Origin of the sequence: Paenibacillus sp. OAE614 (genome assembly GCF_040546645.1) — a bacterium.
In the GTDB taxonomy this organism is placed as follows: Bacteria; Bacillota; Bacilli; order Paenibacillales; family Paenibacillaceae; genus Paenibacillus_AQ; species Paenibacillus_AQ favisporus.
In genome coordinates, this window is record NZ_JBEPOD010000001.1 from 237,545 (window position 1) to 263,437 (window position 25,893).

26 protein-coding genes are annotated in these 25,893 nt (G+C 56.3%); 23 read left to right on the top strand and 3 right to left on the bottom strand.

What is annotated here, in order from left to right; genetic code table 11:
• Positions 1–15 precede the first annotated feature (15 nt).
• From ABIE48_RS01250 to ABIE48_RS01275, 6 genes are all read left to right on the top strand, one after another.
• Positions 16–942: an ABC transporter permease gene (locus ABIE48_RS01250; protein WP_076174964.1), complete on the top strand. Its 927-nt coding sequence runs from the start codon at positions 16–18 to the stop codon at positions 940–942.
• A 19-nt stretch (positions 943–961) separates the two neighbouring features.
• Complete coding sequence (locus ABIE48_RS01255) at positions 962–1,858, top strand: ABC transporter permease (RefSeq protein ID WP_089549939.1); 897 nt, start codon at positions 962–964, stop codon at positions 1,856–1,858.
• A 15-nt stretch (positions 1,859–1,873) separates the two neighbouring features.
• Complete coding sequence (locus tag ABIE48_RS01260; RefSeq protein ID WP_192716261.1) at positions 1,874–4,063, top strand: ABC transporter ATP-binding protein; 2,190 nt, start codon at positions 1,874–1,876, stop codon at positions 4,061–4,063.
• 34 nt (positions 4,064–4,097) lie between these two features.
• The gene (locus ABIE48_RS01265; RefSeq protein WP_354518143.1) at positions 4,098–5,597 is read left to right on the top strand and encodes a DHA2 family efflux MFS transporter permease subunit; all 1,500 of its coding nucleotides are present in this window, start codon (positions 4,098–4,100) and stop codon (positions 5,595–5,597) included.
• 29 nt (positions 5,598–5,626) lie between these two features.
• Positions 5,627–6,709: an LLM class flavin-dependent oxidoreductase gene (locus ABIE48_RS01270; protein WP_192716262.1), complete on the top strand. Its 1,083-nt coding sequence runs from the start codon at positions 5,627–5,629 to the stop codon at positions 6,707–6,709.
• A gap of 180 nt (positions 6,710–6,889) precedes the next feature.
• Complete coding sequence (locus ABIE48_RS01275) at positions 6,890–7,285, top strand: DUF1801 domain-containing protein (RefSeq protein ID WP_354518146.1); 396 nt, start codon at positions 6,890–6,892, stop codon at positions 7,283–7,285.
• Positions 7,286–7,349: 64 nt separating this feature from the next.
• Here the strand turns inward: ABIE48_RS01275 and ABIE48_RS01280 are convergent, their stop codons facing one another.
• Entirely contained in the window at positions 7,350–8,087 is a 738-nt protein-coding gene (locus ABIE48_RS01280; RefSeq protein WP_192716612.1) for an alpha/beta fold hydrolase, read from the bottom strand.
• A 355-nt stretch (positions 8,088–8,442) separates the two neighbouring features.
• On the opposite strand from ABIE48_RS01280, the gene ABIE48_RS01285 reads away from it, so the two are divergent.
• The 6 genes from ABIE48_RS01285 to tsaD all read left to right on the top strand — a co-directional run bounded on the left by ABIE48_RS01285 (position 8,443) and on the right by tsaD (position 12,639).
• Positions 8,443–8,931: a DUF2269 family protein gene (locus tag ABIE48_RS01285; RefSeq protein ID WP_260869440.1), complete on the top strand. Its 489-nt coding sequence runs from the start codon at positions 8,443–8,445 to the stop codon at positions 8,929–8,931.
• Positions 8,932–9,122: 191 nt separating this feature from the next.
• Positions 9,123–9,674 carry a nucleotidyltransferase family protein gene (locus ABIE48_RS01290; RefSeq protein ID WP_145026054.1) on the top strand — a complete coding sequence of 184 codons (552 nt, stop codon included), beginning with the start codon at positions 9,123–9,125 and terminating at the stop codon, positions 9,672–9,674.
• Positions 9,675–9,788: 114 nt separating this feature from the next.
• Positions 9,789–10,283 (top strand): tRNA (adenosine(37)-N6)-threonylcarbamoyltransferase complex ATPase subunit type 1 TsaE, encoded by a 495-nt coding sequence (gene tsaE, locus ABIE48_RS01295; protein ID WP_374954603.1) that lies wholly within the window; start codon positions 9,789–9,791, stop codon positions 10,281–10,283.
• Positions 10,280–11,056 (top strand): tRNA (adenosine(37)-N6)-threonylcarbamoyltransferase complex dimerization subunit type 1 TsaB, encoded by a 777-nt coding sequence (gene tsaB / locus ABIE48_RS01300; protein WP_076174945.1) that lies wholly within the window; start codon positions 10,280–10,282, stop codon positions 11,054–11,056. The genes tsaE and tsaB overlap by 4 nt, the downstream gene beginning before the upstream one ends.
• 19 nt (positions 11,057–11,075) lie before the next feature.
• Positions 11,076–11,576 carry a ribosomal protein S18-alanine N-acetyltransferase gene (gene rimI, locus ABIE48_RS01305; RefSeq protein ID WP_089549944.1) on the top strand — a complete coding sequence of 167 codons (501 nt, stop codon included), beginning with the start codon at positions 11,076–11,078 and terminating at the stop codon, positions 11,574–11,576.
• 16 nt (positions 11,577–11,592) lie between these two features.
• Positions 11,593–12,639: a tRNA (adenosine(37)-N6)-threonylcarbamoyltransferase complex transferase subunit TsaD gene (gene tsaD, locus ABIE48_RS01310; protein ID WP_192716263.1), complete on the top strand. Its 1,047-nt coding sequence runs from the start codon at positions 11,593–11,595 to the stop codon at positions 12,637–12,639.
• 627 nt (positions 12,640–13,266) lie between these two features.
• On the opposite strand, the gene abc-f is transcribed toward tsaD, so the two are convergent.
• Positions 13,267–15,231 carry a ribosomal protection-like ABC-F family protein gene (gene abc-f, locus ABIE48_RS01315; protein ID WP_192716264.1) on the bottom strand — a complete coding sequence of 655 codons (1,965 nt, stop codon included), beginning with the start codon at positions 15,229–15,231 and terminating at the stop codon, positions 13,267–13,269.
• Between the two features lie 192 nt (positions 15,232–15,423).
• On the opposite strand from abc-f, the gene ABIE48_RS01320 reads away from it, so the two are divergent.
• The 9 genes from ABIE48_RS01320 (at position 15,424) to ppk1 (ending at position 24,030) form a co-directional block, all read left to right on the top strand.
• Positions 15,424–16,050 carry a 5-formyltetrahydrofolate cyclo-ligase gene (locus tag ABIE48_RS01320; RefSeq protein ID WP_354518150.1) on the top strand — a complete coding sequence of 209 codons (627 nt, stop codon included), beginning with the start codon at positions 15,424–15,426 and terminating at the stop codon, positions 16,048–16,050.
• The gene (gene moaC / locus ABIE48_RS01325) at positions 16,031–16,504 is read left to right on the top strand and encodes a cyclic pyranopterin monophosphate synthase MoaC (protein ID WP_076174931.1); all 474 of its coding nucleotides are present in this window, start codon (positions 16,031–16,033) and stop codon (positions 16,502–16,504) included. Before ABIE48_RS01320 ends, moaC begins: the two co-directional genes overlap by 20 nt.
• Positions 16,505–16,584: 80 nt before the next feature.
• On the top strand, positions 16,585–17,070 hold the full coding sequence (locus ABIE48_RS01330) for a MogA/MoaB family molybdenum cofactor biosynthesis protein (RefSeq protein ID WP_076174928.1): 486 nt from the start codon (positions 16,585–16,587) through the stop codon (positions 17,068–17,070).
• Positions 17,071–17,289: 219 nt separating this feature from the next.
• Positions 17,290–17,547, top strand: a complete 258-nt coding sequence (locus ABIE48_RS01335; RefSeq protein ID WP_076175208.1) for a twin-arginine translocase TatA/TatE family subunit — start codon at positions 17,290–17,292, stop codon at positions 17,545–17,547.
• A gap of 96 nt (positions 17,548–17,643) precedes the next feature.
• Complete coding sequence (tatC, locus tag ABIE48_RS01340) at positions 17,644–18,417, top strand: twin-arginine translocase subunit TatC (RefSeq protein WP_192716613.1); 774 nt, start codon at positions 17,644–17,646, stop codon at positions 18,415–18,417.
• A 371-nt stretch (positions 18,418–18,788) separates the two neighbouring features.
• On the top strand, positions 18,789–19,070 hold the full coding sequence (groES, locus tag ABIE48_RS01345; protein WP_076174926.1) for a co-chaperone GroES: 282 nt from the start codon (positions 18,789–18,791) through the stop codon (positions 19,068–19,070).
• A gap of 92 nt (positions 19,071–19,162) precedes the next feature.
• Positions 19,163–20,791: a chaperonin GroEL gene (gene groL / locus ABIE48_RS01350; RefSeq protein WP_145026042.1), complete on the top strand. Its 1,629-nt coding sequence runs from the start codon at positions 19,163–19,165 to the stop codon at positions 20,789–20,791.
• 192 nt (positions 20,792–20,983) lie between these two features.
• Entirely contained in the window at positions 20,984–21,895 is a 912-nt protein-coding gene (locus tag ABIE48_RS01355; protein ID WP_192716266.1) for a Ppx/GppA phosphatase family protein, read from the top strand.
• Positions 21,892–24,030 carry a polyphosphate kinase 1 gene (gene ppk1 / locus ABIE48_RS01360; RefSeq protein ID WP_192716267.1) on the top strand — a complete coding sequence of 713 codons (2,139 nt, stop codon included), beginning with the start codon at positions 21,892–21,894 and terminating at the stop codon, positions 24,028–24,030. The genes ABIE48_RS01355 and ppk1 overlap by 4 nt, the downstream gene beginning before the upstream one ends.
• A 160-nt stretch (positions 24,031–24,190) precedes the next feature.
• On the opposite strand, the gene ABIE48_RS01365 is transcribed toward ppk1, so the two are convergent.
• The gene (locus ABIE48_RS01365; RefSeq protein WP_089549950.1) at positions 24,191–24,418 is read right to left on the bottom strand and encodes a hypothetical protein; all 228 of its coding nucleotides are present in this window, start codon (positions 24,416–24,418) and stop codon (positions 24,191–24,193) included.
• 248 nt (positions 24,419–24,666) lie between these two features.
• On the opposite strand from ABIE48_RS01365, the gene ABIE48_RS01370 reads away from it, so the two are divergent.
• Together ABIE48_RS01370 and ABIE48_RS01375 are read left to right on the top strand one after the other, a co-directional pair.
• Positions 24,667–25,440 (top strand): DUF4183 domain-containing protein, encoded by a 774-nt coding sequence (locus ABIE48_RS01370; RefSeq protein WP_354518154.1) that lies wholly within the window; start codon positions 24,667–24,669, stop codon positions 25,438–25,440.
• A 129-nt stretch (positions 25,441–25,569) separates the two neighbouring features.
• Positions 25,570–25,854: a DUF4183 domain-containing protein gene (locus tag ABIE48_RS01375; RefSeq protein ID WP_145026031.1), complete on the top strand. Its 285-nt coding sequence runs from the start codon at positions 25,570–25,572 to the stop codon at positions 25,852–25,854.
• Positions 25,855–25,893 lie beyond the last annotated feature (39 nt).

Consider the following 25,893-nt stretch of genomic DNA (forward strand, 5'->3'; position numbering starts at 1 on the left):
GAGGCTTGAGGCGGCATGCTGTGGATGGTAACCCGGCGCCTTTTAACGTCGCTCCTCGTCATTATCGGCTCGCTCGTTTTGGTGTTCACGATCCTCTACGTTCTTCCCGGGGATCCGACCGACAACATGGTCGATCCCTCGATGGCGACGCCGGAGGTCATCGCGAACTTAAGGCATCAGCTGGGTGTGGATCAGCCGTTTCACATCCAGCTGCTCCATTATTTCGGGAGCATCCTGCAGGGGGATTTCGGCAAATCCCTGCTGAACTCCGATCCGGTGCTGCCCAAAATCGCCGAGAGCTTCCCCGCCACCCTGGCCCTGACCGGAGCCAGCGTGCTGGTGTCCGTAACCGTGGGTCTGCTGCTGGGCGTACTGTCTGCCATTCACCGGAACGGGGCGATTGACATCATCGCCCGCGTCATCGGGCTGTTCGGCATCTCCATGCCAACCTTCTGGTCGGGCATCCTGCTCATCCTGATTTTCTCCATTACGCTGGGCTGGTTTCCGGCGATGGGATCGGACGGGTGGCGGACGCTGGTTCTGCCCGCACTGGCGCTTGGCACGGTCGGGAGCGGCTTTATTATCCGGATGGTCCGCAACAGCATGCTGGAGGTCATCAGCGAACAGTTCATCGTGACGCTTCGTTCCAAGGGCTTGGCGGAGCGGGCGGTCATGTACCGTCACGCGCTGCGCAATGCGCTGATACCGGCCGTCACCATGACGGGCATGCTGATCGGTGACATGCTGGCCGGCACGGTTGTCGTCGAGACGGTGTTTTCCCGCCAGGGCATCGGCCGGATCATTTCGGACGCGATCATGGCCAAGGATCTCCCGGTGGTCCAGGGCGTCATTTTGTTCTCAGCCATCATCTATACGCTGGTTAACCTGCTGGTGGATCTGTCCTATACGCTGATCGATCCGCGCGTGAGACGTTCAACTTAAACCTTGGGAGGGAGCAGATATGAGGGAGGCAGTATCCGCCAAGACGGTCTGGCGCGAGCGGAAGCTTGCGGCCGCGGCCGCACCGAAAATCCGTAAGTTCACGGCAAGCGACCTGTTCCTGGTGGCGGCCGGATTAATCATTCTGTTTGTGGCGGCCTGTGCCATCGTGCCGCAGTGGATTGCGCCTTACGCCCCGACGGAGATGCGGACGGACAGCATCATGCAGGCGCCAAGCGGCGCGCATCTGTTCGGCACGGACTATTTCGGCCGGGATATTTTCAGCGTGGTCGTGTACGGGAGCCGGGATTCGCTCTTTATCGGCTTTGCATCCGTCCTCGTCGGCGGCCTGCTTGGAGGAACGATCGGGGCGCTGTCCGGTTATGCGGGCGGCTGGATTGACACGGCGATCATGCGTCTCAATGACGTGCTGATGACGATCCCGGGCATCCTGCTGGCGCTGGCCATCGCCGGCGCGCTCGGCCCGAGCCTGTTTAACATCGTGCTGGCGGTAGCCGTATCCTCCGTGCCGGGTTATGCCCGGGTGATGCGGGCGCAGGTGCTGAGCATCAAGAGCCGGACGTTCGTCAAAGCGTCGGTATCCATCGGCGCTTCGCCGCTGCGCGTGTTCTGGAAGCATGTGCTGCCGAACAGTCTGTCTCCGCTGCTGGTCATGGCAGCTATCGGTATCGGGACGTCCATTCTGACGGGATCGGGCCTGAGCTTTCTGGGCCTCGGGGTTCTGCGCGAGGTTCCGGACTGGGGGACGCTGCTCTCCCAAGGCAGAGGCTATTTGACCGCGGCTTGGTGGATCTGCACCTTCCCGGGATTGGCCATCACCGCCTTCGTGTTGTCTGTCAACATTATTGGCGATCGGCTCCGGGACCATTTCGATCCGAAGAAAGTCACCCAGCGCTAAAGGAGGGAAGCATCAATGAGCACATTGCTTGATATCCGGGAGCTGTCCGTCGATTTTACGACCCGAAAAGGGACGCTGCAGGCGATCCGGGACGTGACGCTGTCTATCGAAGCCGGGGAAACCGTCTGCCTCGTCGGGGAGTCGGGAAGCGGCAAGACGGTGGCCTCCAAAGCGATCATGCGTCTGATCGACCATGAGAACGGGCGCATCAGCGGAGGAAGCCTTCTTCTGGACGGGACGGACCTGGCAGGCCTGCCGGAGGCCGAACTGCGCCGGATTCGCGGCAAACGGATGGCGATGGTGTTCCAGGAGCCGATGGCGGCCTTCGATCCGGTCTTTACGATCGGGCAGCAAATTCAGGAGACCATCTTGCAGCATGAGAAAGTTTCCAAGCGGGAGGCCCGGGAGCGCGCCGTCCGGCTGCTGAAGCGGGTCGGCATTCCGGAGCCGGAGCTGCGGCTGAAGCAGTATCCGGGCGAGCTGTCCGGCGGGATGCTGCAGCGGGCCATGATCGCCATGGCGCTGTCCTGCGGGCCGGACCTGCTCATCGCGGATGAGCCGACCACCGCGCTGGACGTCACGATCCAGGCGCAAATTTTGCGCCTGCTGAAAGAACTGCAGTCCGAGCTCGGCATGTCGATCCTGCTGATCACCCATGATCTCGGAATCGCCGCCGAAATTGCCGACCGGGTGGTCGTCATGTATGCCGGCGAAATCGTCGAGGAGGCGCCGGCTTCCGAGCTGTTCCGCCTTCCGCGCCACCCGTATACGCGGGGCCTGCTTCGTTCCGTCGCGACGCTCGACACGGTCCGCGGCACGAAGCTGCATTCCATCGAAGGGTCGATCCCGAGCCTGGCTGCACTTCCGCAGGGCTGCCGCTTTCACCCGCGCTGCCCCTTTGCCACGGAGCGCTGCACGCAGGAAGCGCCGGTCTTAACCGGATCCGGCGAGCGCCGGAGCGCCTGCTGGCATGCGGAGGAGCTGGTTCAGTCGGAGGGCTGGATGGCCCCTGCCGTGCCGGCGGGCTCCGGTGCAGTTGAGGGTTCGGGTACAGCTGCAGGTTTCGGTGCGGCGGCGGCATCCAATGCGATGGCTGCTTCCGGTGCAGCTGCAGGTTCTGGCGACCCGACGGCTTCCACCGAGACGGCTGCTTTACGCGTTACACGGGAAGGTGGCGCAGAAGAGAACAATGAAGTACGCGGCGAAGCCGGCTCAGCCGGGGCAGCGGAAGAAGCGGATGCTTTGTTTACCGTAGATCACCTGAAAAAGTATTACCCGGTGCATGGCGGAGGCATCGGCAAAGCGAAGAAGCTGATCCGCGCTGTGGACGACGTCAGCTTTACGATCCGCAAGCGCGAAACCTTCGGCCTGGTCGGCGAGTCCGGCAGCGGAAAGTCGACGCTGGGCCGGGTGCTCCTCCAGATGGAGCGTGCCACGGCAGGGACGGTTCTTTTTGACGGCAAGGACCTGACGAACCTGGGAGGACGTGAACTGCGCGCCGCCCGCCGGCATATGCAGACGATCTTCCAGGATCCGTACGGATCGCTGGATCCGCGCTGGAAGATCGGCGACAGCATCGCCGAGCCGCTTAAGGTACACGGTCAGGGGCAGCGCTCCCCGGCCGACATCAGCCGCCGCGTCAGTGAGCTGCTGGAGCTGGTGGGGCTCGACAAGTCATGGGCGCAGCGGTATCCGCACGAGTTCTCCGGCGGGCAGCGGCAGCGGATCGGCATCGCCCGCGCGATCGCCCTGAACCCGCGGTTCATTCTCGCCGACGAAGCCGTATCCGCGCTGGACGTATCGGTTCAGGCCCAGATCATCAATTTGCTGCAGGACCTGCAGCAAAAGCTGGGGCTGACCTACCTGTTCATCGCCCATGGCCTGCAGGTTGTCCGGCATCTGTCGGACCGGATCGGCGTGATGTACCTCGGGAAGCTCGTGGAGATCGCACCGAGCGAGTCGCTGTTTCTCGCCCCGGCCCACCCGTATACCCAGGCTCTGATCGAGGCCATACCGCAGACCACGCCCCGCCAAGGCCAGCCGGCCGGAAGCCTGGAGGGGGAGATTCCCTCGCCGGCCAATCCGCCATCGGGCTGCCGGTTCCATACCCGGTGTCCGTTTGCCACAGACCGCTGCCGGCAGGAGGAGCCGGGGCTGCGCCAATTGGACAGCGGTCACCATGCGGCCTGCCATTATGCGCTGTGACGGGATGGCCGCCACCTGAACGGGAGGTTATGAATTGTCAGTCACGATGAATGCTGCCGCGGCAAAGGCCGAAGAGGGGCAGGGCAGTCTGCCGTTTTGGCCGGTTCTGTTTACCCTGTTCTGCGGTTCCTTTGTCGGCATGTATCCCATGGTTTCCTTAAACGTTTCGCTGCCCGGCTTTATCGGCATCTTTCACACCGGCCTCGGGACCGTGCAGTGGATCATTACGGGCTTTACGCTGGCCTTCGGCATGATTGCTCCCGTCAGCGGCTATCTCTCCAGCCGTTTCGGCGGCAGGCGGATGTTTCTGCTGTCGCTGGCCGGAATCACCGTGAGTTCCGTGATGTGCTCCCTGTCCTGGAATATTCATGCACTGATTTTTTTCCGCATTTTGCAGGGCTTATGGTGCGGACTGATTCAGCCCGTGTCCCTTGCTATGATTTATCAGACGCTGCCGCGAGGAAGACAGCCTCTAGCGGTCAGCGTCTGGTCGTTTTCGACGGTGCTTGGCACGGCGGTGGGCCCCTCGGTCAGCGGGTGGCTTCAACAGCACGACTGGCACCTGATTTTTCTCGTGACGCTGCCGGCCGGCATTCTGGCCTGGTTGGCTGGCCGTATCCTGCTCCCGAAGGATATCCGGGGTCCGCAAAAGCGTCTGGATGCGGCCGGACTCCTGCTGGCGACCGCGGGCAGCCTTGCCATCCTGCTGCTGTTCGGCAATCTGCACGCCTGGGGCATGCGGTCGGTCTGGACGTGGGGCTGCCTCCTGATCGGCGGCGCATGCTCCGCTCTTTTCATTCGGCTCGAGCTGCGCGTGAAGGAACCGCTGCTGAACCTCAGGCTGTTCGGCAATTTCACGTTTGCCGCGAGCCTCGGTGTATCGCTGATCCTGTCCTTTGCCCTCTACTCAGGCGTATACTTTGTCCCGCTGTTCCTGGAAGAAGTTCAAGGGCTGTCGTCTTTTCAGGTCGGGCTGCTCTTTCTCCCCGCGGCCGCGTGTCTGACCCTGGCCACGTTCCTGTCGGGGAAAGGCTACCGCACCTTTGGGCCGGCAGCGCTGATTGCCCTGGGCAGCCTGATCCTGCTGGTGACGACTTTTCGCTTCAGCCGGCTCGGCACGGAAACGACGCTCGTCTCCGTCATGATCTGGCTGGCGATCCGCAACGTCGGTACGGGGTTGTCGCTGACGCCGGCGACCAGCGCGGCGATGGCGGCGGTTCCGCAGTCCGAATCGGGCCATGCGTCGGCCCTGATCAACTGGCTGCGGCAGCTATTCAGCGCGGGAGCGCTCGGCATGTTCACATCGGTGTTTTATGCGCGGATGAGCGTGCACGAGTCCCGTCTGCACGCTAAATATGCGGCGCAGGGCACGGAGTGGATACGCCGCGAGGCCTATACGCGGAGCATCGACGATGCGTTTTTGTTCGCGAGCGCGCTGGTGGCGCTGGCCATTCCGCTGGCGCTCCTTCTGCGCAAACGGAAGGGAGCTGCAGGTGCCGGACCACGCCTGGAGCAGCCGACCGAACTCAACTGATTTTGAATGGATAGGAGGCCAGATCCCAAATGAAAGTGGCTGTATTTAGCCTTATGATGAATCTTCCCAATGCAGTAACAGGGGAGTCCTTGACCGCGCAGCAAAAGTTCCACAACGTCATCTCGCAGGCGGTCCTCGCCGAGAAGCTTGGCTTCGATGCTTACGGTGTGGGAGAACGGCACGGAGCTCCCTTCTTGTCCTCGGCGCCGCCCGTAGTGCTGACCGCCATCGCGTCCCGCACGTCCCGCATCCGCCTGCTCACGACCGTGACCGTGCTGAGCGTGCTGGATCCGGTGCGGGTGGCCGAGGATTATGCCACACTGGACCATTTGTCCGGCGGCCGGCTGGAGATGATCATCGGCAAAGGAAACGACCCCCGGCATTATCCGCTGTTCGGCATTACGGAGGAAGAGCAGTGGGATTCGATGGAGGAGCGGTACAGGCTGCTGAAACGGTTGTGGACTGAGGAAAACGTCACCTGGGAAGGAAAGTACCGGCCGCCGCTGCAGGAGGTGACGACGTTCCCCCGACCATATCAGGCCTCCATTCCGGTTTGGCACGGCAGCGCCTCAAGTACGCGCTCGACCGAGCTGGCGGCCAAGTTCGGGGAGCCGATTTTTTCCTCCAACGCCTTCCATCCGCAGGCCAAGTATAAAGCGCTGATCGATCATTACCGCGAGCGTCTTGCCTATTACGGCCATGATCCCGCCAAAGCGGTCGTCGGCGCGGGCTCCGGGAGCCTGTACTTGGGAAATACGACCGAGGAGGCGATCCGGCGGTACCGGCCTTATTATACGGCCTTCAGCGCAACGGAATCGGCAAAGCATAACCAATCGCCTTTTCACAGCCTGGAGGATCAGATCGAGAACGGCCCGGCACTGATCGGCAGCCCTGAAAAGGTCATCGAGAAAATATTGAATTACCATGAGGCGTTTGGACATACGGTGCTGAGCATCGGCGTGGATGGGCTGACCGAGTCGGAGCAGCAAGAGCAGCTGCATCGGTTCGCGGAGGAAGTGCTGCCGGTACTTAGGCGCGAAATTCCTAGTCGGGTATGGGAGAGCGGACCGGTGCTGGCCGGGGAAGAGACAGCAGTTTTGTCCGAATCTTGAGCGGGTTGATAGGCAGTCCCTAGACCCTTGAAAAGAGGTAGAAAAAGTGCGTAAGGTGGTTACGCACTTTTTTATTTTTCTATACAGTTGGTTATCACAAAGATCGGACGGAGGCAGGACATACGGTATGACGCAGCGAATGTAGTGCACGAAAATCATCGGAAGTCAGGAGTGATAACCGTGCCAAAGCCGTCCAGCCAGCATGTGGAGGACTTTCTGAAACAGCTGAATCATCCGCTTAAGCCTGAAATGGAGGAAGTTCGGAAAATCATATTGAACACGGATGAAGGGCTCTCCGAGCATATCAAGTGGAACGCCCCAAGCTTTCTCTTCCAAAATGACGATAGGGTGACCTTTAATCTTCATGGAAAGGGATTTTTCAGGCTGGTGCTGCATCGCGGGGCGAAGTCAAAAGATCCTGTCGACCTTAGGCCGTTTTTCGAACATGCGCAGGAGCTGTTGGAATGGTCTGCGCCTGACCGGGCAACGATCCGATTTACCGGTATGGATGACGTCGAGTCCAAGCGGGATATGCTGCAGGCCGTCATCCGCAAATGGCTGGAGGCCTCAGGGTAACAAGTAAAAGAGGAAGAGGGCGCTCCTCCAATAATGCAGACAGGGGTGCCCGGGCGGCTGCCCGTTACCCTGCCGCGGACACCGAGGCACCAAACTTTTGGAGCAGCTGACGCAGCTCATCCGGGTGGCTCAGCATGGGCAGATGGCCGGACTCAAGTCGTTCGACGCGGGCGCCCAAATTTCCGGCCATCTTGTCCTGCAGGCCTGGCTTCAGCTCCTGATCCTGACCAAGCTTGATGTACAGGGAAGGGACCCGAAGCCGGGAAGCAGCCTCTACCCGGTCCGTGTAGACCCGGATCGATTCGGGGGTAAACCGGCGGACGATTTCGTCGGCCTGCTCCTCGGTGAGATCGCTGCAGAGCCCGCGGCGGATGGCTTGTTCCGGAGGCTTGGTCCCGAACAAGCGCATCATCAGGGGCAGCAGGAGCCGCTGCCCTGAAGGGAAGGCGGACGTGAACGATCCCCCGCTTGCCGGGATCACCGCTCCGATGGCGGCAAAACCGGCGACCCGGTCCGCCATTTCGTCGGCGATGCTCAGACCGAGCACACCACCGAGGGAATGAGTGACCAGAATGAATTTTTCCACATCCCAGCTGCGGATCTGCTCCTTTACATGTGCACAATAATCCTTTAAGGACAGCTTGCTGGTTCCTCCGTTATTCGTTCCTCTGCCCGGATAGTCTACCGTCAGACAAGGCGCTTGCAGCTCCCCGGCCACCCTGTCCCATATTTGGGCGTCCAGTCCCGCCCCGGGAATAAATACATATCCGATCTGCTTGCGATCCTTGAGCGCTTTTTCCATTTGAATCTCCTCCATGTTGATTTTTTAATGTAAAGCTGGCAGACGATGCTGTCAGCGCATTGGCAAATTTGCGGGCTGTCTACCCTTCAACCCCATCATACCCCCACTTCACTGACAACTCCGGTCAGTGGAGATTTGTCGAATGGCCGTTTTTCTAAAGTTACTGTCGATTCCTCGGCTTCCCTGTTTCGCCATGTTCCGCGGTTGCTGGGGCTTGCCGCCAAATTTCACGGATTGCGTACATCGTTGTCACAGGTTTGCAATCTCCGGCCGGTAGGATAGGACTTATGGCCCGGATCCGAAAGTTGGAGGAACTGCGGGCCAGGGGGAAGGGAGGAAGACAAATGTGAAGAAAATGAGCGCACCCGCCATGAAATGGCTGAAGATCGTGCATATCGTATTGGTGTCCTTGTTTTTTGGCGGCATTCTGAGCTCGGTGACCGTCAACTTTGCACTGGGGTTAGGCAGCTATGAAGATACGCTGAAATCTTATAAAGTCATCGTGCTCATCAGCGACGGTGTGATCCGGACGGGGGCCGTGGGGACGCTGGCGGTCGCCTTTGTGTACGGCTTTTTTACGCCATGGGGCTTCTTCAGGCAACGCTGGCTGACCGTGAAATGGATTTTGTTTCTGCTGCAGACGTTCATCGGCATTTTCGTCGTGGATAAGCTGATGCTTGCCAATCTCTATCTGCTGGAGACGATGGGGCCGGCGGTGCTTGAAGACCCTGGATTTCTCCGCAACCATGGTCTCAGAAATGCGTTCGTCTTCATCCAGATCATTCTGACGCTGGTTATATTCATCATTTCGGTCATCAAGCCGTGGAAAAAGAAACGAAAATAGTTTTCGATACGATCATTCACGCCTTACGCGCGAAACATAACCCCTGTCCCTTCCGGCACAGGGGCTTTGCTCGTTGGCAGGAAGCCGCGGGAGTCCGCAGGTCGCTGTTCTCCCCCAACGGTACTTCTGTGATTCCGTGATATAATGAAGGAACACAGCGGATGAGCCGCCAAAGGAATTGGAGGATGCGTATGTCCTACGAAGAACGTTTACGGCAGTATATCCTGGAAAATGATCTTTTAATGAAAGATCTGGAACGGGTACGGGAGTTGGGGCTTCCGCAGTGCTACATCGCGGCCGGGTACGTCAGGGGGACGGTATGGGACCGGCTGCACGGATTTACGAACCAGGCGGCCCATACCGATATTGACGTTATTTTCTATGATCCGGGAGATCTGTCGGAGGAACGCGAATGGCTGCTGGAACAAAGGCTGATCGAACAAACCGGGATTGATAAATGGTCTGTTAAAAATCAGGCGCGCATGCATATCCGCAACGGCAATCCGCCTTACCGTTCCTCGGAGGACGCAGTCAGCTGGTGGCCGGAGACGGCGACCGCAGTCGGCGCACGCCTGAATTCCGGGAACAGGCTGGAGATCTTGGCCCCTTACGGGCTGGACGATCTGTTCGGCCTCGTGGTACGCAGAAGTCCCCGGTTTGAGGATAGAGCCTACTATATCAGCCGGGTACGTTCGAAAAACTGGAAGCGGCAGTGGCCGCAGCTGACCATCCTTGAGGATTAGGGACAAGGCTGAACGGAACACACGGCCCCCAGTCCTTGCGGGTGTCAGGGTTGACCGATATAATTAAGGGCAAGTTGCATTCAAGGATTTGGAAGGAGAAGGTGGAATCCCATCGTGGAAAGCAATCATAACGGGAAACCGTTCATCTATTCCTCCCGCAGCCCCGAGGATACGGAGGCGCTGGCCGCGTGGCTGGCAGGCGTAGCGGAGCCGGGGACCGTGATCGGCCTGGACGGCGATCTGGGGGCGGGAAAGACTGCCTTTTCGCAGGCATTCGCCAGGCATTTTGGGGTGCAGGATGTTGTGAACAGCCCCACATTCACCATTATTAAGGAATACGAAGGGCGTCTGCCCTTTTATCATATGGATGTCTACCGAGTGTCTCTGGAGGAGGCCGAGGATCTGGGACTGGACGAGTACTTCTTCGGAAACGGCGTCAGCCTGGTCGAATGGTCGCAAATCATCGAAGAACTGCTGCCGGACCGGCATTTGCATATCTACATCGAGACTGCCGGCCTCACGGAGCGAAGCATTACGGTCCGGGGGTATGGACAGCCTTATGAAGAATGGGTCGGCAGTTTGAACAGAAATGGAGTCGTATCAACATGAATAACGAGAATTCACAGCCGCTGCGGCGGTTTTTGGCGCTTGACACCTCGACGGCCTGCCTGGCGCTGGCGGTCATGGAGAACGACCGCGTGCTCCACACAATCGAGGCTTCAGGCGAGCGGAATCATTCGGTGCATCTGCTGCCTTTGATCCAGAAAGGCCTCCGGGAAGCCGGTGTGGAAGCATCCCAAGTCGACGGCGTTGCCGTGGGCGTTGGCCCGGGTTCTTATACCGGAACCCGGATTGCCGTCACGGCCGCCAAGACGCTGGCCTGGGCCTGGAACGTGCCGGTCGCCGGCATTTCCAGCCTGCATGCGCTGGCCTGGAGCGGACTGATGGCCGGCCCGGACTCACGGGCCCCAGGCGGAACGAGCTGGGTTATTCCGCTCGTGGACGCCAGAAGAGGCCAGGCGTATACGGCCTTGTTTGCGGCCGGGCAGGCGGGCATCCCGCAGCGGAAGAAGGACGATGCCATCCGGCTGATGCAGCCGTGGGTGGAGGAGCTGGAGCAGCTCCTCTTGTCCATGCCGGAGGAAGAATGGCCGGCTGCCGTCCATTTTGTCGGCGAGATCGGCAATCATCAGGAATCGGCGCAGCGGCTGCATTCCATGCTGGGAGACCGGCTTCATCTGACTTCCTGCGATATGAAAGGGGAGCCGGTAGGAAAGCTTGGTGCGGACCGCCTCCTCCGGGGAGAGCGGGATGAGCTGCACGCCCTGGTGCCAAACTATACGCAGCTTGCCGAAGCTGAAAAGCTCCTGCGCAAGCCGTGAAGGGAGTCTTTTGACAATCATGGAGCAGGAGATCAAACAGGACGCGGAAGGATTAACTTTCCGTCCGATGACATTAGAGGATATACCCGCCGTGATGGTGATCGAGCATGACGCATTCACTCTGCCCTGGACGGAGGAAGCGTTCCGGAATGAGCTGACGCATAATCATTTTGCGCGTTATATGATGATGGAATGGAACGGGGAACCTGTCGGATATGCGGGGATGTGGACGGTCATTGACGAAGCGCATGTGACGAATATTGCCGTTTTGTCCCCTTACCGCGGCCGCAAATGGGGAGAGCGCCTGCTGCTTGAACTGATGAAGACAGCCTCGCAGCTTGGCATGAAACGGATGACACTCGAAGTCCGGGTCTCCAACCGGGTGGCGCAAAATTTATATATGAAAATGGGATTCGAGCCGGCCGGACTCCGAAAAGGGTATTATTCGGACAACCAGGAGGACGCGATGATCATGTGGGCCGAGCTGTTTCCGGACCGCAGTCAGAACGCCCGCGGCTAGGAAGGAAAGTACACAAATGAATCAAGCCAACATACAATCACAACCATGCTATATTCTGGCGGTGGAAACGAGCTGTGACGAAACGTCCGCCGCTGTGGTCAAAGACGGCAAAGAGGTGCTCAGCAACCTGATCGCCAGCCAGATCGAAACCCACAAGGCGTTCGGCGGCGTCGTGCCGGAGGTCGCTTCCCGCAAGCATGTCGAGAATATTACGCTGATGCTTCAGGAAGCGGTGCAGGCCGCGGGCATCACCCTGCAGGACTTGTCGGCCATTGCCGTCACCCAAGGCCCCGGCCTCGTCGGGGCTTTGCTTGTGGGCGTCGTCGCAGCGACCAGTCTGGCGTTTGCGCTCTCGAAGCCGCTCATCGGCACGCATCATATTGCCGGCCATATTTACGCCAACAACCTGGTGGCCGACCTGAAGTACCCGTGTATGGCGCTGGTGACTTCCGGCGGGCATACGGAGCTGGTCTACCTGGAAAAAGAGGGCCACTTCGAAGTCATCGGGCGCACGAGGGATGACGCGGTCGGCGAGGCATACGACAAAGTGGCGCGGGCGCTCGGCTTTCCGTATCCGGGCGGTCCGCACGTGGACCGTCTGGCGCTGGAATCCGAAGAGGCCGTTCCGCTTCCGCGCGTCTGGCTTGAGCCGGACAGCTACGATTTCAGCTTCAGCGGCTTGAAGTCGGCGGTGCTGAACGTGGTGAACCAGCGCAAGATGCGCGGGGAGCCTGCCGCAGAAGGCGCGATTGCGCGCGGCTTCCAGGAATCTGTCGTGGAAGTGCTCGTCACGAAGTCGATCCGCGCGGTGAAGTCTTACGATGCGAAGCAGCTGCTGCTGTGCGGGGGCGTGGCGGCGAACAAGGGCCTGCGGGCAGAGCTGTCCCGCCAGTGCGAGCAGGAAGGCATCGAGCTGATTATCCCGCCGTTCAAATACTGCACGGATAATGCGGCGATGATCGGTGCCGCTGCTTATTTGAAATGGAAGGAGCAGCAGTTCGCCGGTTTGGACCTGCGGGCGATGCCGCAATTTTCGCTGGAGGAATGGTCCGTGCGCGCTTGAAAGCTGGCCGTATGTTTTCCCGATCATGAGATCCGGCCTGAGCCGGAGGGAAATCAGCAAACATAGACCTCGTGAATTTGAACAGCCTGTTGTCTCGTTGATGAGACGGCAGGCTGTTTTGCACACTTGGCGGTTATGGCGGTTGTTGTCCGACGATAGGGGACGAAAAAGCCGTTATGCCGTCGAAGGCTCCTGTCATTCTTGTCGGAAGAATCGGCGAATCGGCAGGCCAAGGACCTATTTTGGGGCTATATCTTAGGACCTGGTCCTTGTCAAGATGTGGACAAGGTTATCCACATATTCCACCGAAATTGTGCACAACCACCTGTTTCTTAATGAAATCGCTGGTTTATAAGGGGGTGAAAATAGGGGATAGGTTTTTCACAGGTTTCCTGTGGGAACTGTGGATAATGTGGATAATTTGGTGGATAAAGATGGATATTTTACAAAGAGGCGCATTTTCTCAACAAAAAATGGCCCTTAAGGCCATCCTTTGTTGGAAGTTATGCACTTTTTTTGGGGATAAGGCTGTGAATAAGTGGAATCTTAACATCAAAACTTTTTTTGTAAATTTGACAAAAGTTCGAACATTGGAGCTTCCGCCGGCTCCATTTGCTGAAAATCGGCTTACTCCGCGGCCAATGTTTCCCATTCGGCATAAATCGTTTCCAGCTGGTTTTTCTTTTCCTCCTGCTGCTGCTGCTGCTCCTGCAGGGCGACGTAGTCCTGGTAGACCTCCGGCTTGGCCATTTCCGCGTCAAGTTCCGAAATTTCTTCTTCCAGGCTCTGGATCTGCTCCTCCAGCGCGGCGAGCCTGCGCTGCCGGTTCCGCTCCTCGCGCTTGGCCTGTTTGTCGGCCTCGAACGAAGATACGCCGGATTTATCGCCGTTATCGTTTGATGCCTCCGGCTTGGGCGGGCTGTTCTTGCCAGCGGCTCCGCCTGCCTGCTCAAGCGCTTCTTGGCTGAGCTCCTCCAGCTCCTGCTTTTTCGCTACATAGTCGTCATAGTTGCCGAGGTAATGCTCGGTCCCTTCGGGATGAAGCTCAATAATGCGTTCGGCCATTTTGTTCAGGAAGTACCGGTCGTGCGAAATAAACAGCAGGGTGCCTTCGTAATCGATCAGGGCCGACTCCAGCACTTCCTTGCTGAAGAGGTCCAGATGGTTGGTCGGCTCGTCCAGTATAAGCATATTGGCTTCCAGCAGCATCAGCTTGGCCAGCGATACCCTAGCCTTCTCGCCGCCGCTGAGCGCAGCGATTTTCTTGAGCACGTCCTCACCGCTGAACAGGAAGTTGCCGAGCACGGTGCGAATCCGGGCTTCCTCCATGTGCGGGTAGGCGCTCCAAAGCTCCTCGAGCACGGTATTGGAAGGATTAAGGTTGGTCTGCTCCTGGTCGTAATACCCGATTTTGACCTTGGTCCCCCAGTGGATCGCGCCGGTCTGCGGCTGGCTGGTTCCGATCAGGCACTTGAGCAGGGTCGATTTGCCGATCCCGTTCGGCCCGATGAGCGCGACCGTTTCCCCGCGCCGCAAGTCGAAGGATACGTCCTTAAACAGCGCCTTCGGCGGCTGGAATGACACGGACAAGTCCCGCACCTGCAGCACTTCCTTGCCGGACATGTACTCGACCTCGAAGGAGAAGTGTGCCTTCTTCAAATCACCGAGCGGCTTGTCCATCCGGTCCATTTTCTCGAGGGCTTTGCGCCGGCTCTGGGCCCGCTTGGTGGTCGACGCGCGGACGATGTTGCGCTGGATAAAAGCTTCCATCTTGGCGATCTCGTCCTGCTGCTTTTCATACATCTTCATTTGGGATTCGTACTCGGCCGCCTTGAGCTCCATATACCGGCTGTAATTGCCCGTATACCGCTTGGATTGATGCCGCTCGATCTCGACGATGGTCGTCACAAGGCGGTCCAGAAAATACCGGTCATGGGATACGACCAGCAGCGATCCGGAATACGCGCGCAAATAATCCTCGAGCCAGGTCAGCGTCGCAATGTCCAGGTGGTTGGTCGGCTCGTCGAGCATGAGCAGGTCCGGGGCCTGCAGCAGGATGCGCGCCAGTGCAAGCCGCGTTTTCTGCCCGCCGCTGAGCGTGGCGATCGGGGTCTCCGGCGCAAAGCTGCCAAAGCCCATGCCGTGCAGCACGCTGCGGATCCGCGTTTCCATTTCGTAGCCTCCGTGGTCCTTGAACCAGTCCGAACGGGAAGCATAACGGTCCAGCAGATCCTGGTATTTCTTCGGATTATCCATGACCGCCGGATCGGCAATCTGCTGCTCCATCACCCGGAGCTCTTTTTCCGTCTCAATTAAAGGGGTGAACACATCCAGCATTTCTTCCCAAATGGTACGGTCGGATTGCAGCCCGCTGTTCTGGGCGAGATACCCGATTGTCGTTTCCTTCGATTTATAAATTTGCCCGCCGTCATAGGACATTTCCCCTGCCAAAATTTGCAGAAGGGTCGACTTGCCCGCGCCGTTGACGCCGACGAGGCCGATACGTTCCCTCTCCTGAACCTGCAGGTTGATGCCTTCCAGCACGGGAGTGATGCCGAATAATTTTTTGATTCCGCTCGCTTGAAGAAGCATGTGACGTTGCAACCTCCATCTATCATCTTAATAAGATCAGTTTACATGAAATACTGAGAATGCGCGACTTGCAGTGCAGGACTTCGGGACAATCTTGGCGAAAGAGAAGCAACAGTGGTAAGATAAGAGCAAATCAACGGATGCAGGACTGAAAATCGAAAGCGTCGTTGGATGCCACAGGGGGCGGCTTGGATGAAAGAAGAGAAGGCGCGTCTTCGCTTTGCCATGCGGCAGATGCGGGATGGTCTGCCGGAAGAGGAGCGGAGACGCGCTTCCGATCAGGCCTGCCGTCATGCATCGGCGTGGATGGAAGCGGCTGGATGCCGGAGCGTGATGGTGTACGTTCCGTTCCGCAGCGAGCTGGACACGCGGCCGCTGATCGAGCGGGCCTGGCTTCGGGGCGAAGATGTGTACGTCCCGCGCTGCCATCCAGGGGATCATTCCATGACGATTCACCGGCTGCGGCGGTGGGACGAGCTTCAGGCCGGCGCGTACGGCATCCTGGAGCCGGACCCCGAGCGGGTGCAGGCCGAGCGGGACGGAATGCTGCCGGATGCGGTGCTGGTGCCCGGACTCGCTTTCGATCACGAAGGTGGAAGACTCGGGTACGGTGCGGGTTACTACGACAGGCTTTACGAACGATGGAGCGCTGCGGCCGGGGACGGTACCATGCCTGTGTGGGCCGGGATTGGTTTTGCGCCGCAGGTAGTGGACCGCGTCCCCATGGACGAGAACGACGCCCGTCTTCAGGTCCTCATAACCGACCAAGGGATATACACGATGAACAAGGGGGCTGACGATGGATCTGACGCATTTTAACGAACAAGGCCGGGCCAAAATGGTAGACGTATCGGAGAAGGACGTCACCTCGCGTACGGCGGTGGCCCGCACGACGGTCACGATGGCGCCAGAAACGCTGGCGCGGATCAAGGAAGGGCGGATCGGCAAAGGAGACGTGCTCGCCGTCGCTTCCGTTGCCGGCGTCATGGCGGCGAAGAAAACGTCGGATATCATTCCGATGTGCCACCCGCTGCCGCTGACAGGCATTGATATTCATTTCAGCGATAACGGAAATGATGAACTTTATATAGAAGGAACTGTGAAGACTACGGGCAAGACCGGTGTCGAAATGGAGGCGCTGACCGCCGTATCGGCTGCTGCTCTGACGGTCTACGACATGTGCAAGGCGCTGCAGAAGGATATGGTCATCGGTCCGACCCGGCTGGAATCCAAGACCGGGGGCAAGAGCGGCGACTACAGCCGCGAAGCTTGAGTATAGTCGAAGAAGGACCTGCTCGGATCAGACGGTTCACAAGGATAAGAACTTAGGGTTAAAGGAGGAGGGGTGATCTTATGGTGTGGAGAACAGCGATCCTGACGGCAAGCGATAAGGGAGCCCGAGGTGAACGTGAAGATACGAGCGCACAGGTCATCCGGGAGCTGGTGGAGGAGGAATTGGGCGGGGAGATCGTGGAATACCGCATCGTTCCCGACGAGCAGGATGATATTATCGCGTCGCTCATTGAGTTAACCGATTATTTCCAGGCGGACCTGGTGCTCACGACCGGAGGTACGGAGCTGGCGATCCGGGACGTAACGCCGGAGGCCACCCGCCGGGTCATCGAGCGGGAAGTGCCGGGCATCGCGGAGGCCATGCGGGCGACCGTCATGCAGAAGAACCGCGCGGCGATGCTGTTCCGCGGCATTGTCGGCATCCGCGGACGGACGCTGATCGTCAACCTGCCGGGCTCGCCCAAGGGCGTGCACGAGCACTTGGCGGCCATTATGGACCAGCTGCCGGAAGCGCTGCTGATGGTGACCGGGCAATACCGCCAATAATCCAGCATTTACCTGACTTTTTTCAAAATTGTCACACTTATTTGATATTGTAATGATCCGTGATATGGTATGATGGCGATGTGGCAATTTTATGTCATTGCTGTGAACAAGCCCAATCGACATGCAAACATCCATCAATGATCTGCTTTACTCGGACACGGTGTGTTACATATCCGGATTTTGGTTAAGAGTAAAGTACAGAGAGGAGAATACCATATGCTGAGTGGAATCGGTGTGCCAGGCATTATTTTGCTGGTCATTTTGGCATTGCTGCTGTTTGGACCCAACAAGCTCCCTGAACTCGGACGGGCCGTCGGCCGCACATTCCGCGAGTTCAAGGACGGTGCCCGCGATATCATCGGCGAAGACGATCAGGCACCGCGCAAGAGCGAGCCTAAGCCGCTGGCCGCAAGTGAAACGCAGCAGCCTGCACCTGTGCAGAGCAGCGCTGCCCAAGATAAGCGCCTGCCGGAGTGATTTCGGGGAGAAATCCAGGCAGTCTATATCCATCCCTTCCTTGCGGGGAGGGATTTTGTTTTGTCCGGAAGGCTTAAAGCGAAGGAAGGTGACCTCATCGTGGAAAAACAGGAAGAAATGTCGATCGTCGAGCATTTGGGCGAGCTGCGCAAACGGATCATTTACGTCCTGGTCGTGCTCGTGCTCGGGCTTGTGGTCGGCCTGGTCTGCGCCAATCCCATCTACCAGTACCTGATCAGCGTCGACTCGGCGAAGGATTTCGAGCTGCACGCATTTTCCTTCTGGGACGGGATCGGCATGTACATGAAGATCGCCATGATTGTATCGCTTGTGGCGACGATTCCGTTTACGGCGTACCAGCTGTGGGCCTTCGTCAGCCCGGGGCTCCGCGAAGTGGAACGCAAGGCCGCGCTTCGCTATGTGCCTTACGTATTTCTGCTGTTTCTGGCCGGACTTGCCTTCGGCTATTACGTTGTATTCCCGATGGCGCTGGGCTTTACGACCCAGGTGACCAAGTCCATGGGACTGAAGGAGACGTACGGCATCTCCCAATACTTCAGCTTTTTGTTTACGCTGGTCGTACCGGTGGCGCTGCTGTTCGAGCTGCCGATCATCGTCATGTTTCTGACCAAGCTGCGGATCCTGAACCCGCTGCGGCTGCGGAAAATGCGGAAGGTCGCCTATTTTGCTCTCGTATTTATCGCGATCGTCATTACGCCGCCGGATTTCATCTCGGATTTTCTCGTGACGATTCCGCTGCTCGTGCTGTATGAGTTCAGCGTGTTTTTATCCTCCGTCGTGTACCGTAAGCAGCTGGCTGCGGATGCGGCAGTAGAGGCAAGATACCGGTTCCCGGCCGAACCGCAATAAGAGGACACAGGCATTCTTTTTCTGGACGGAAAAAGGATGCTTTTTTCTTTTCTTCGAAAACGGGCATTTCTTTTTCAGAAATCACGGAAAACGGCATATTTCGGATTCCGGTGGATACAATGATGGAGGGTGTCTTATTCGCTGCGGAGGCCTGTGACAGGCTTGTCCGGTGCAGGATGGGACGGGTTCGGCGGGGGTGCTATGAAAAGTGTGAAGTTCTTAGAAAAATGCTTCAAAGAGGACTTGAAATCTGTTCCCAAGTTGAGTATCATAAAAGTGGTTGTTAGCACTGAACGTTGTCGAGTGCTAACAAGTATCGTCAACCAGACTTTAACCGCAGCACAACATACTAAATAAGGAGGCTATTTTTCATGATCAAACCTTTGGGTGACCGCGTTTTGGTAGAACCAATCCAACAAGAGGAAACAACTTCGTTCGGGATTGTCCTTCCGGACTCCGCCAAGGAAAAGCCGCAAGAAGGCAAAATTATCGCTGTTGGCAGCGGAGCCGTTAAAGACGGGGCACGCGTTCCTTTGGAAGTCAAAGAAGGCGACCGTGTGTTGTTCTCCAAATATGCCGGAACAGAAATCAAATATGAAGGTAAAGAATATTTGATTATGAAAGAAAGCGACATACATGCAATCGTAGGCTAAGCGACTTTTTGATCCGGCGAGGATTGAATTTTCGGCGAAGAGCCTGAACATATGAGCAACATCTATATCATTTATGGGAGGTTTTTATCAACATGGCAAAAGATATCCGTTTCAGTGAAGACGCACGCCGCTCCATGCTGCGTGGTGTAGACGCTTTGGCTAACGCTGTAAAAGTGACGCTCGGGCCTAAAGGCCGCAACGTCGTTCTGGAGAAAAAATTCGGCAGCCCGCTCATTACTAATGACGGTGTGACGATCGCTAAAGAAATCGAACTGGAAGACGCTTTTGAAAACATGGGCGCTCAGCTCGTTAAAGAAGTAGCAACCAAAACCAACGATGTAGCCGGTGACGGTACGACGACCGCTACGGTTCTGGCTCAAGCCATGATCCGCGAAGGTCTGAAGAACGTAACTGCAGGCGCTAACCCAATGGTTGTCCGCAAAGGGATCGACAAAGCGGTTAAAGCGGCAGTTGCCGAGCTGAAGAACATCGCAAACGAAGTTAAAGGGAAACAAGAAATCGCTCAAGTCGCTTCCATTTCCGCAGCTGACGAAGAAGTGGGCCAACTGATCGCCGAAGCTATGGAAAAAGTGGGCAAAGACGGCGTAATCACCGTTGAAGAATCCCGCGGATTCGCTACAGAGCTTGAAGTCGTGGAAGGTATGCAGTTCGACCGCGGCTACATTTCTCCATACATGATCACGGACACGGACAAAATGGAAGCTGTGCTTGAAAATCCATACATCCTGATCACTGACAAGAAAATCAGCAACACGCAGGAAATCCTGCCGCTGCTTGAAAAAATCGTTCAACAAGCCAGACCGCTTGTGATCATCGCCGAAGACATCGAAGGCGAAGCTCAAGCGATGCTGATCGTGAACAAACTGCGTGGAACGTTCAACGCGGTAGCCGTTAAAGCTCCTGGCTTCGGCGACCGTCGTGAAGCGATGCTGCAGGATATCGCTGCCCTGACTGGCGGCCAAGTGATCACCGAGAAGCTCGGCCTGGATCTGAAGAGCACATCCATCGAGCAACTGGGTAACGCCCGTCAAGTGCGCGTAACGAAAGAAAACACAACCATCGTTGACGGAAGCGGCGAGAAGAGCGACATCAACGCTCGTATCTCCCAAATCCGTTCGCAGCTGGAAGAAACGACTTCCGAGTTCGACAAAGAGAAACTGCAAGAGCGTCTGGCTAAACTGGCCGGCGGTGTAGCGGTTATCAAAGTCGGTGCTGCAACCGAAACCGAACTGAAAGAGCGCAAACTGCGCATCGAAGACGCCCTGAACGCAACCCGCGCTGCGGTTGAAGAAGGTATCGTATCCGGTGGCGGTACAGCCCTTGTGAACGTATACCATGCGGTAGCTGCCGTTGAGGTTGATGGCGACGAGAGAACAGGCGTGAACATCGTTCTGCGCGCTCTCGAAGAGCCAATCCGCACGATCGCTGCCAACGCTGGTCAAGAAGGTTCCGTTATCGTGGACCGCTTGAAGAAAGAAAAAGTGGGCATCGGCTACAACGCGGCTACGGACGAGTGGGTGAACATGTTCGAAGCAGGTATCGTTGACCCTGCGAAAGTAACGCGTTCTGCACTGCAAAACGCAGCTTCCGTTGCGGCTATGTTCCTGACAACAGAAGCCGTAATCGCCGACAAGCCAGAGCCTGAGAAGGCTGCTGCTCCAGACATGGGCGGCATGGGCGGCATGGGTGGAATGATGTAATAAAAGGCTTCCAAAGCCTGCTATAGCAGTAAAGAGAAGGCTCCCGAGAGGGAGCCTTTTTTGTATGCCTTATATCGCCTTTTTCGACCCAATTTGCGGCTATTTCTAGGACATCTTCCTGATTTTACATTGCGATAACATTTCGAGATTAATATATGAGAGAAAATGTAGATTTAAGGTGTGGTGAACAGGTTGATTGCTGCAATTGTCGACGTCGGATCAAATACGATCCGTTTGACCGTATACCAATACGAAGGTCAGGATACACAGGTGTTGTTTCATCGCAAGACTATGGCCGGGCTTGTCCATTATATCGACAAGAAGCGCATGAGTGATGCCGGCATACGGGTTGTCTGCCAGACCCTGAACGACTATATGAGCATGCTGAAGCAGCTGCCCGTTATACCGGACAGTATTCATGTGTTTGCAACGGCTGCCATCCGCAATATCGCCAATACCCGGCAGGTGGTCGATGCGATCCGCGAAAGCGCCGGCATTGAGGTGGAGGTGATTTCGGGCGATGAAGAGGCCAGGCTCAGCTATGTGGGAGCTATGCACAGCGTAGAGCTGGAGGAGGGCGTACTCGTCGACATCGGCGGCGGGAGCTCTGAAATTGCCGTTTTTCAAAATAAAGAGATTTGTTACAGCGATAGCCTGCCTATCGGATGCTTGAATGCCTATGAGAAATGCGTCGAGAAAATTATTCCGTCCGAGAAAGAGCGTCAAGCGATTGCGGAACTGGTGCAAAAGCATCTACAGGCCATGTCCATCCCGGAACTGGGTCCCTTGCCGATCTGCGGCGTGGGCGGCACGATCCGCGCATCCTTCAAATTGAAGGGTGTTCTTGGCGAAACGGACCATGCCAACCAGATGAGCATCGAAGAGCTGCAAGGGATGATTCGGCGTTTTAAAAATCACAAGAAAAAGCATATCGCTCCCATTTTGGTGAAGACACCGGATCGGATTCACACCCTGATCCCAGGGATGATTTTGCTTAACGAAATCGCCCGTTTTTTTCAAAGCGAAGTGGTGCATATCAGCCGTTTCGGGGTTCGTGAAGGGTTTTTATATGATCGCTTAACCAAAGGAAGTGAAGAGAAATGACAGCCTCCACGCCATTGAAAACACAAACCTCTTATATGCAGAACCGGGAGCTATCCTGGCTTAGGTTTAATGAGCGCGTGCTTGAAGAAGCGATGGACGAGCGGGTTCCACTGTTCGAGCGTCTGAAGTTCGTTTCCATCTTCACCAGCAATTTGGATGAGTTCTATATGATTCGGGTCGGCAGTTTAACCGATTTGGCCGGTATGAAGGAAGAGCATCGGGATAACAAAACCGGGTGGACGGCCCAGGAGCAGCTGAATTACATTTTTGATGCCACTGAGCCTTATTATGAGAAGCGAAACGCTATTTTTGCCCAGATCGAACAAGCTTTGGAGAACTATCAGATTTACCGTGTCGGCATGGATGACCTCAGCAAGCAGGAGAAAAAGTTCATTGAGGACTATTATGTAGAGCATATTTTCCCGGTCCTGTCGCCGATTGTGGTCGATTCGCATCATCCGTTTCCGCATCTGATGAACAAGCAGCAGTACGTGATGTGCAGTTTCGAGGACAAAAACCAAACGCTTGGCATTATCCCGGTCTCACCGTCTTTTCCGGACTTCATCCAATTGCCTGGGGACTCCTTTCGGTACATATTGACGAGCCACGTCATCCTTGGATATGCCAAGCAGCTGTTCAATATGTACAAATTGAGCAGCACCCAGTTGGTTGCCGTTACCCGGAACGCCGACATTGCGCTGGATGACGAACATCTGGAATACGACGACGATGACGATATCCGGCAGCTGATGAAGAAGACGCTTAAGAAACGGGCACGCCTGGCACCGGTCCGATTAGAGGTCGAAGGACAGCTTCCCAAACGCGTCGGGCAATTGTTGTGCGACAAGCTGCAGTTGAGCCGCAAACAAGTGTTCAACAGCGTGGCACCGATCGTGCTGAATTATCCGTTCGAATTGATCCAGCGCATGCCGAAGCATTTGGAAATGAAGTGCACGTATCCTCCTTTCAGAGCCAACAATCTTCTTGATATGCAGGCTTACCCAACGGTAACGGAATGGTGTTTGAAGGAAGATATGATGCTCTTTTACCCCTATGATTCGATGGAGCCTTTTCTGCAGCTGCTCAAGGAAAGCGCCGAGGATCCCCATGTCGTGTCGATCAAGATCACGATTTACCGGCTGGCTCAGCACTCGATCATTACCCAGTATTTATGCCTCGCGGCCGAAAACGGGAAGGACGTCACTGTCTTGATTGAGCTGCAGGCCAGATTCGATGAACAAAATAACATTGAGTGGGCCGAGCGGCTGGAAGAGGCCGGCTGCCAGGTCATCTATGGCGTCGAGGGCTATAAGGTCCACAGCAAGATATGCCTCATTACCCGCAAGGACCGGAATAAAATTCAATATATTACGCAGATCAGCACGGGCAATTACAACGAAAAGACCGCCAGGCTGTACACGGATGTTTCGATGATGACCTCTCATGAAGAGATCGGACGCGACGCGGACGCCTTCTTTAAAAATATGGCGATCTCGAATCTGGACGGGCAGTACCGGCATCTGCTCGTCGCGCCGAATCATTTCAAGCAGCCCCTGCTTGAATGCATGGACCGGGAGATTGAGAAAGCGGGCCGAGGCGAGCCGTGCCGGATTTTGATGAAGTCCAATTCCTTGACGGACAGGGAAATTCTGCAGAAGCTGTTCGAGGCTTCGGAAGCCGGGGTTCCCGTTCAGCTCATCATCCGCGGAATCTGCTGCCTGCTGCCAGGCGTCCCGGGAAAAACGGAAAATATTACGGTTCGCAGCATCGTCGGACGTTTTCTCGAGCATTCCCGGATCTTCTGCTTCGGTGCGGATGAGGACTGCTCCATCTACATTTCGTCAGGAGACTTAATGACGCGCAGCACGACCCGCCGTGTCGAGACGGCTTGCCCGGTGTATGACCCTCGGCTGAAGCAGCGCATCCTTCATCATCTGGATGTCATGCTGCAGGACAATGATAAAGCAAGACAGATGTCCAGCAACGGGCAGTACAAACGGCTGTCCTCGCCGTATGAAGCCAACCTGATGGACAGCCAGAAGCATTTCATCGAAGAAGCGATGCAGGGCGTGGACCGGCGGCAGCCGAGACATGTGCGCTTTTGGCGCAGGTGGGCCCGCTTGCTGCAGCATTGATGGGGCACAAATATTCAGGATTATTACCATCCACGATACCAATAGATTTAAAAAAGATGACTCCCGTACGATACTGGGGTCATCTCTTTTATAGCTGTAAGCCTATAAAAAGAAGCTGCCTAGCGGCAGCTTTTAGATCTTCAACTTTAGCGTTTAACCTTTAACCTTCCCCTTTTTGAATCCACTCCCCGAACTGTTTCATGGCTTTCTCGCTGTGCACGTATTTGTACTTTTTGCCGTCGTCGTAATGGAAAATCGCCGCGCTGTCCTCGTCGCCTTCGATTTCGGACGTGATTGAGAGGATGCGCTGGGTGTCGAGCAGCTTGAAATTGCCTTGGTCGTCTTCGGCGGGAATCGCCTGTTGCTTTGGTTCCTCTTCCATATTCATCGTTGCAGCCTCCATAGGTCGTTTGGTTTTATTGTACCCGAACGGACAACGATTTGCATGGATGCCACCAGTTTTTCTCATTACGCCTAATTCTCCAACCTTCATCCCGGTAACACCGAAGATAGCGAATAGTCCACTCCCATGATGTGCATTGGACATATACATATGTCATATACACATATTCCTAATTTTTTAAGGGGAGGGTGCCGTGAATGGGAAAAGGAGGAAAAACAAAGCGCACATATGTAATGAAAAAAATAAAACGCATCGGCGCTAAAAGAATCAAAAAGACCGTCGTTTGTAAAATGGGGAGCCATAGCAGAAAACGGAAGATCCGAACTTGGATTGATCATCATGTCTTACAAGCAGCAATCGAGGAAGCCAAGGCACAAATCAAAGCAGAGCTGGCCCTATTGACCGGGATGCAGGGCATTCACGGCCCTCAAGGGGAACGGGGGACGGATGGCACGGCAGGACTGCCCGGGATTCCCGGACCGCAAGGCATACAAGGGGTACAGGGTCCTTCGGGGACGGCAGGCCTCCGCGGACCTGAGGGGCCTCAAGGCATACAGGGTCTCCCCGGGCAACCGGGTGGCCCTGGTCCCCAAGGAGCTCAAGGAATGCAGGGGGCACCAGGAGCACCGGGCATTCAAGGGCCGGCTGGCCCAGAAGGACCCGAGGGTCCGCAGGGCCCTCCTGGACCCGTCGTTATACCAGGAGTAGCTGTGCTGCCGACGGCCGCTCGTTATTTTTATGAGCCGGAGGCCGATCTGGATTTAACGGCGTCGGCTGCGGTTGCGGCGACCCAATTCACGAATGATGAAGGTAATGCGGTTGCCGATTTTTCGACGCTTGGTCCCAATAGTTTCAGCAACCTCTATATCAACGGGATCATCCAGCCGGGGAATTCGTACAGCATCAATCCGTCGGAACTATATTTTCCACCGCAAAACACGACGATATATGCGGGGACTCCCATTGTTTTGGAAACGGTGCAGTTAACGGCGAATATTACAGTCTAGCACTTTTTCGTATTTTCCCCCAAGCCAATTCTATCCTTCTTGCATTTAATAGGGTAGAGGCTCAGATGGTTTTCAAAGATTTTGGTTTGAAAATCTATATGTTCCTCAACCAAGAAGGGAGGAGAGAATATGCCTATCGTAACCCCGTATCAGAACAGCGTGAGATTCACTTCGACCATTGGTGCAGGTACCGGAACCGGAGCGACCTTTGCCATAGCCGCAACGGCCTTCACTAATGACGCGGGAGTGGCTGCTACGGCATTTCCGGGTACGTTTAACTACTATAACCTTTATTTGAATGGTTTGATGCAGACAGCAGACGTCTCTACGGTTACAACAACGACGCTTACCATTCCTGGAGGAGATGTGTTAGACCCCGGTACCCCAATTGTCGTTCAGTTTGTTGTTTCTTAAGTTGGAAGAGGACTGACGGATGAACCGGAGGTCCTCTTT